Origin of the sequence: Microcystis sp. M109S1, from assembly GCF_020247025.1 — a bacterium.
GTDB lineage: Bacteria > Cyanobacteriota > Cyanobacteriia > Cyanobacteriales > Microcystaceae > Microcystis.
Map to the genome: position 1 here is coordinate 24535 of NZ_JADBRW010000343.1, position 6668 is coordinate 31202.

Consider the following 6668-nt stretch of genomic DNA (forward strand, 5'->3'; position numbering starts at 1 on the left):
ATGAATAAATTTAGTAAAACTTGGTGGGGACAACGCTTTATAGAAGCATTAGAGGAATTTACTGACTCAGCGCGCTTGAGTCGAGGACGTTCCTACGCAAAAAATGATAAAGTCAAGAATTATAAAATTGATGGTAATTTAATTACTGCTCAGGTGCGAGGTTCCATTAATCCCTACTTTGGAGTTTACAAAGAACCTTTGTATAGGGTGAGTATCGAGATTAAACCAATTACTAAAGCAGAGTGGTCACAAGCTTTATATAATCTTGGTTCAAGAGCGAGTATGATCTCTAAACTGCTGCTCAAAGAAGTTCCCGATAATATTGATGAAGCATTTAGCGATCTGAATCTACACTTATTACCCCACAGTCAAAAGGATTTTATCACCAATTGTTCCTGTCCCGATTGGGAAAATCCCTGTAAACATATTGCTGGAGTTTATTACCTTGTTGCTTCCCAATTAGATCAGGATCCTTTCCTCTTATTTGAATTACGGGGTATCTCTCGTCAAAAATTACTGCAAGAGTTAGCAAAAACTCCCCTCGGTAAGCTGCTTTCCTCCTCCATCCAAGAGGAACAAATTCCTCTTAACCCGGTTACTTCCTATCACACTAAACCCGAAACTATACCAGCATCAGAAACAATTGATCTCAAAGAATTTTGGCACTCTCATCACCGTTTACCCGAAAATCCTCAGTTAGTTAAAGCGGCAACTATTCCCGCAATTGTCATTAAAAAAGCTGGTGATTATCCTGCATTTTGGGATCAGGATACTTCCTTTATCGAGGTAATGGAAGAAATGTATCAACGGGTACGCAATAAAAATGCTGGTATGTTATAATTAGGTAGGTGTTTAAAATTGTCTAATACCCCCTTATTAAGAGGAAATTAAGGGTGGATTAAAAGTTTGAAAAAACATCCTATTTTTTAAGACAAGCAGAATCTATGAACCAAGAATCTCTCAGCTTTGTCCATGGGAATGTCAAGTTAGCCGATCGCTTTTTAGTGTGTGGATTGGGTAGTCTTGGACAACACTGCGTCAAGTCTTTAAAAGAGTTTGGGGTTAGCGTTGTCGGTATCGAACTAATACAGCCTCCCAGTTGGGAAATTAATGATTTTCCCGATTTATTAGAGGAAATAATTATCGGTGATTGTCGTCAAAAAAACATTTTAGCAAGAGCGGGAATCGAGCGCTGTCGGGCTGCTTTAATTGTCACCAGTGATGAGCGAATTAATGCCACTACTGCCCTAATTATTCGGCAATTAAATCCCCTTACCCGCTTAGTGGTGCGTTCTTCTAAAGATAATCTCAATGAGCTACTCAAGGAACGTTTAGGCAATTTTATCGCCTATGAACCCACCCAACTACCCGCCAATGCCTTTGCTTTAGCCACATTAGGCACGGAAACCCTCGGTTTTTTGCATCTCGACGGTCAGAAATTGCGGATTATCCAGAGACAAATTAGCCCCGAAGATGGTTTACTCGATCGCTTTTTAGGTGATTTAAATACCCCCACCCGTCGTCTGTTAGCACACACAGCCCCCGATGAACCTTTAACGGCCGGATTTTATCAATGGTCCCCCACCACCACTATCAGAGCCGGTGATACCATTACCACCATCGAAACTACCTACCAAAACATCGATGCTACCCGCCAAAAAACTTCAAATTCTCGCCAGAAGTTGCGGCATTTTTGGCAAAAATTGCTCAAAGAAATCCAACAATTCTGGCAATTGAGTTTTCAGCAGCAAATTCACCGGGTGGCTTTCCTGTCAGTATTTATCATTATCCTGCTGGTAATGATCGGGACTTTTCTTTTCCATATCTACGCCCCGAGAGCTTCCTTTATTTCCGCTCTTTCAGGAACGGCGATTCTTTTATTAGGTGGTTACGGTGATGTTTTCGGTGCCTCTAACCCCGAAGATTTAAATGCAGTCCCCTGGTGGATGCAGCTATTTAGTCTCTTTTTAACCTTAGCTGGAACCGCTTTTATCGGGGTTCTCTACGCCATTTTGACAGAAACTTTATTATCATCAAGATTTCAATTTATCCCTAACCGTCCCCCAGTTCCCCAACAGAATCATATCGTTATTGTGGGCTTAGGTCGAGTCGGCACAGAAGTGGCTAATTTATTACTAGAAATGAAACAGGCGATTGTCGGGGTCAGCTTAAATAGGGATTTTGATGTGACTATGCTGCCAAAAATGCCCTTGATGACGGGAAATATCGAAGAATCTTTAAAAAATGTCAATTTAGACAGGGCCAAAAGTATAGCGATTGTTACCGATGACGAAATCCTCAATTTAGAAGTGGCCCTAACCACCCGCAAACTCAACCCCCAAAGCTACTTAGTCATCCGCACCACCGACGACACCCTTAGTCAACAATTAAGTCAAATTCTGCCCCAATCTCACATTTTAGGAACCAACACCGTGGCGGCAGAAGCCTTTACGGGGGCCGCTTTCGGAGAAAATATCATCTATCTGTTCCGTTGGGCGCAAAAAACGATTCTGGTGACCGAATACGAGATCGAAGCTGGAGATACTCTCAATGGTAGCTCGATCGGGGATATTGCCTACGGTTATCGAGTCGTGCCGATTCTACACCAACGAGAACGGGAAACCCCGAAATTAATGCCCGAAGATTATCTCAACTTACGCATCGGCGATCGCATTGTGGTGCTGGCCACCATCAACGGACTGCGACGGGTGGAACAGGGTCGTCGAACTCCCAAAACTTGGCGCGTGCGGGTGGAAAAAGCCTTTAACCGCAATATTGCCGCAGAAGCACCCACCGTGATCAGTCGTTTTTCTAATTGTCCCCTGAAAACCGCCAGCGATCTCATGGAAAATTTGCCAGCGACTCTGGGCGCCCCCCTCTACGAACACCAGGCAATTCGATTAGTTTCCGAGTTGAAAAAAATTCAAGTTCAAGCCCTGGCTATTCCCATTAACCCGAAATCGAGTTAATCGGAGTTAAGTAAGTAGTTATAATTAAATTGAAGATAGATTTTGCCTCTGATCCCCCCTGCCCCCCTTATTAAGGGGGGTGCCGATAGGCGGGGGGATCCCCCCTGCCCTACTTAATAAGGGGGGTGTCTGACAACTTTTAACACCTACCTACTTATCCTTTTTTGTCAAACTAGAAGGCTCTCTCGGTCTTTTTTTATGCAGTTAAAGTGACAGTAGCCTTGGCAGTTTGTCCGGAATCAGAAGTGGCAGTAATAGTAATTTTATCCCCAGCATTTCCTTGTGGGGGTGGAGTATAGGTAAATTTGGCATCAGTGATATTTTTATCAATTTTACCGCTTTCTGGTGGTGAGATTGTGATGGTGTACTTACCAACGGGGTTAATGGTAAATTCTTTCTCCCCGTTTATAGCGGTTCTCGCATCTGCGAGGCACAGTTTAACCTTTGCTGATTAAGCTTTTCAGAATCGATAATGTACCTCTTGTGAACAGGAAACGCTATAATGCTAAACTTGCGATAGGCGGAGCGATCAAAATCGCTGGAGGTAGTCCCTGTCCAGTGGAACTATCCTCTACAGTCACTTTTTTCTCTATTTGAGTAATTAAATCGGGAACAAGACGTTCGCTAAATCCAGCCACAAAAGCCATTGTCAAAAGTCCATATAAATAGATGCCATTCCCATTATCTTTATTGCTAGGCTGAATTTCTATGGGAAAAATGCTAGAGTTAAGAATTAGCAGAATAAAGAAAGCAAAACTTCCCCCTAAAATGGGTTTAGTTAGACCAATTATAAATGGCAAGAGGTCATCGTCATATTTTTGGTTTTTGGGATTATCAAAATTTTGCAAACGAGTTAGAATGCTAACTGCTCCCCCTAAAGTGCCTGTCATCCATATCAAAATTATAAAATTTCTTGCCTCTGCCTCTTTACTTGCCTCTGCCTCTTTACTTGTGCTTGGCAATGAAGTATTTCCGGAAGCAGTTTGTTGTTGGCTAGGTTTGAAAGCAGTTTCTTGTTTATTAGTTGTAATTGGAGGTAAAGAGTCAAGTAATTTATTCACTGAATGGTGTTGAATAATCCACAAATTCAAAGGGACAGATAACAATAATCCAATTAAAACTTTTGTAGGTATTTTGAAAGAATGGTAAAAATCATCTCTAAAATTTAGTAGATTAGCACTTAAATTTTTTAGTCGATTAGTACTTAAATTTAGTAGATTAGGCTGAGGACAAGGACATTTCCGGATTTTTCTCAATTCCGTTTTGGCGGCATAGCGTAATCTTTGTGCCAGAATAATATTAGGTTGACCTATTAAAGATTTAATCGCAATTTCTCCAGAATCTACCACCGACTTTACTTGCATGATAGCACAAGTTTTGGAACTGTCCATGAGTTCCACCTGCGCGCTCCCTAGTATTGTAATTAATGTGGCTAATTCTCCCTGTACTTTATGGTCAAATTCTGGATGGCATCCCGCTACTTGTTCTTTGGTTTTTTCCAGCAAAATGTCAATTCTTTGATTTAGTTTGATTACCTCATCTCTAGCTTTAATTTCATTGATTAAATCGTATAAAGTTTGAAATAAAACACTTGCTTCTTGTAGTTGTGCAAAATTATCTTTAAATTCCTTAATTAACTTTTCAAAGGGTTCATCTACTTCAGGAATTGAACTATATTTGTCTAAGTTATCCTTCAGTTTAGCAATCAAAGACTCATTTTTCTGTTGTAATTCCACAGTGGCAGAAAATTTAACCAAAGTATCTTTAACTTTTGTTTGCCAAGCAGTTAGTTTTTCCTTAAGTTTTGGCAAGTTTGGAACGTTAGCATTAGCATCGAATAGAATAGTAATTGTTGTAACTAAACTATCAGTTTCTTGGCTTAAAGTATCAAGAGGAGTTTCTGAAATTTTGCCAGTAGATAAAAGGTTGATTGTCTCCACAAGCTGATCTGTATGAGCTATTATTTGTTTTTCTAATTCTTCTCTGCTAGGTAAAGAGTCTGAAAAAGTTAATCCACCTAGTTTTTGAATAAGTTCACCTTTTAAATTCTTCGTTTCTTGAATGATATCTGTGGCTTCTTTTTGGTGAGCTAATTTAACTTTCAGAATAAATTCATTAATTTTTTGTTCGATAGCAGGATTCAGATTAATCATGGTTGTCTTCTCCTAAAAAAAGGCGAAAATGGGCTAAAATTCTGTTAGCTTCCCGATGCTACAATAGTTATCATTGATTTTCCGCAATTATTAATAAATCTTGATAAATTTCTATTTTTTTAACTCAATTCAGTCTGCCGTAGGGACATAACACCCTATCTCCTCAATAACCGCACACCTAGATTAGCACTCAAGCCCTAAGAGTGCTAAATTAACTATAAGGAGTCCTATCACAAAAGCTCATGTTACGCTACCGCTAACCCATCCTACAAATAATTGTGCCTCCCTACTTAACAATTTTGCTTAACTCAGAAGTTGATCCAACTTAGCGAAGAATTGATGAACATCTTCATGAATTTCATCAGATTTCATGTTAGTGGCGACGATTTCACGGGTCAATTCTAAAGATGGAACAGATTCTAAAGGAAGTTGATGAGATTTAAGCCTTTGAAAAAGAGAGTCCTTATTTTCAAACAATAGCTTTTTCCCATCCACAACTTGAAAAATATTTGCTTTGACATCTCTCCAAGATTGATTTCGAGGCAGGGTAAGATTTTCGTTATCAAAAAAATTCCTAATTAATTCTTGAACTGGAGGAAAAAAAATATCTGGGTCGTTAAAACCGCCGGTTTGTAGGGCTGCTCTCATCCAAGCATCGGGAACTAATAAATAATTCTCAATATTTTTTCGTCGCCATTCATATAATGATTGCTTCGGATCATTTGCTTCTGGGTGGAAGGCCTGATCGTCATCATCATAATCAAACAATACCAACCTTTTCGCTGATGGAATTATTTGTTTAATCCCAGCAAAATGACGATCAGAATCTTCTTTCATTTTCTTCTTATTGCCGCCTCCCATAACCCGAAAACAAACTTTATTTAAGTTATCCTGCTTTCCTAAAGAAGTGGCAAAACCTCGTAAAAGACGCTCATCTGTTTCTCCTTCAACATACAAAATAACGGGATAATTAGATTCCGAAAGCGAAAGCTGTGTTATCTCTAAGTTAGAAACATCGGCCATCGCTGTTAAAATCGCTGGTGTAGCTTCCACTCTTTTAGGAATGCTATCAAGTAATGAGATTATTTGCCGAACGTCAACCCCTCTAATAAACTCTTCTGCGTGGGTGGCAATAAGAAATTGAGTATTTCTCTCGATCGCCTTTTGATTCTTAAAATAATCTAGAATCTCTCTTTGCAAGTTAACATGAAGATGAGCATCGGGTTCATCCAGTAAGATAGTAGTAGGTTTATAACCATAAAAAAATGCCAACAAGGTTAAGGTTTGATGGAAACCGCTGCCAGCAGATATAATGTCGTAGGATTTGCTCCCCTGTTTATCGAAAATTTGGGTTAAAACCCCGTCGTTTTACGACGGCTTTTCTTGATCTTTAATAGAGCATCTGAGAACTTCCAGGGTTGCACCTCCTAAAGAAGAAACAAAATAACTAGGAGACCAAAGAGCATCTTTCCCATAGGGTTTAGGATAGCCAGCTTGTCCATACCTGCGACTAGAAACCCCTTTTAAAGAATTAACCATTACAGAA

The 6668-nt window shown here is 39.7% G+C and carries 6 protein-coding genes; 2 read left to right on the top strand and 4 right to left on the bottom strand.

Translation table 11 applies throughout. The annotated features are described in order from the left end of the window. Positions 1 to 840, top strand: coding sequence for an SWIM zinc finger family protein (locus IM322_RS17330; RefSeq protein ID WP_287672205.1), 840 nt, complete (start codon positions 1 to 3; stop codon positions 838 to 840). 104 nt (positions 841 to 944) lie between these two features. Then, positions 945 to 2969, top strand: coding sequence for a potassium channel family protein (locus IM322_RS17335; RefSeq protein WP_287672207.1), 2025 nt, complete (start codon positions 945 to 947; stop codon positions 2967 to 2969). Positions 2970 to 3165: 196 nt separating this feature from the next. On the opposite strand, the gene IM322_RS23780 is transcribed toward IM322_RS17335, so the two are convergent. The 4 genes from IM322_RS23780 to IM322_RS17350 form a co-directional block, all read right to left on the bottom strand. After that, the gene (locus IM322_RS23780; RefSeq protein WP_502863072.1) at positions 3166 to 3405 is read right to left on the bottom strand and encodes an Ig-like domain-containing protein; all 240 of its coding nucleotides are present in this window, start codon (positions 3403 to 3405) and stop codon (positions 3166 to 3168) included. A 61-nt stretch (positions 3406 to 3466) separates the two neighbouring features. After that, on the bottom strand, positions 3467 to 5122 hold the full coding sequence (locus tag IM322_RS17340) for a hypothetical protein (RefSeq protein WP_502863070.1): 1656 nt from the start codon (positions 5120 to 5122) through the stop codon (positions 3467 to 3469). A gap of 303 nt (positions 5123 to 5425) precedes the next feature. Beyond that, positions 5426 to 6469, bottom strand: a complete 1044-nt coding sequence (locus IM322_RS17345) for an ATP-dependent nuclease (protein ID WP_353737527.1) — start codon at positions 6467 to 6469, stop codon at positions 5426 to 5428. Between the two features lie 21 nt (positions 6470 to 6490). After that, positions 6491 to 6668 (bottom strand): transposase (locus IM322_RS17350; RefSeq protein ID WP_287699126.1); only part of this gene is annotated, 178 nt, incomplete at its 5' end.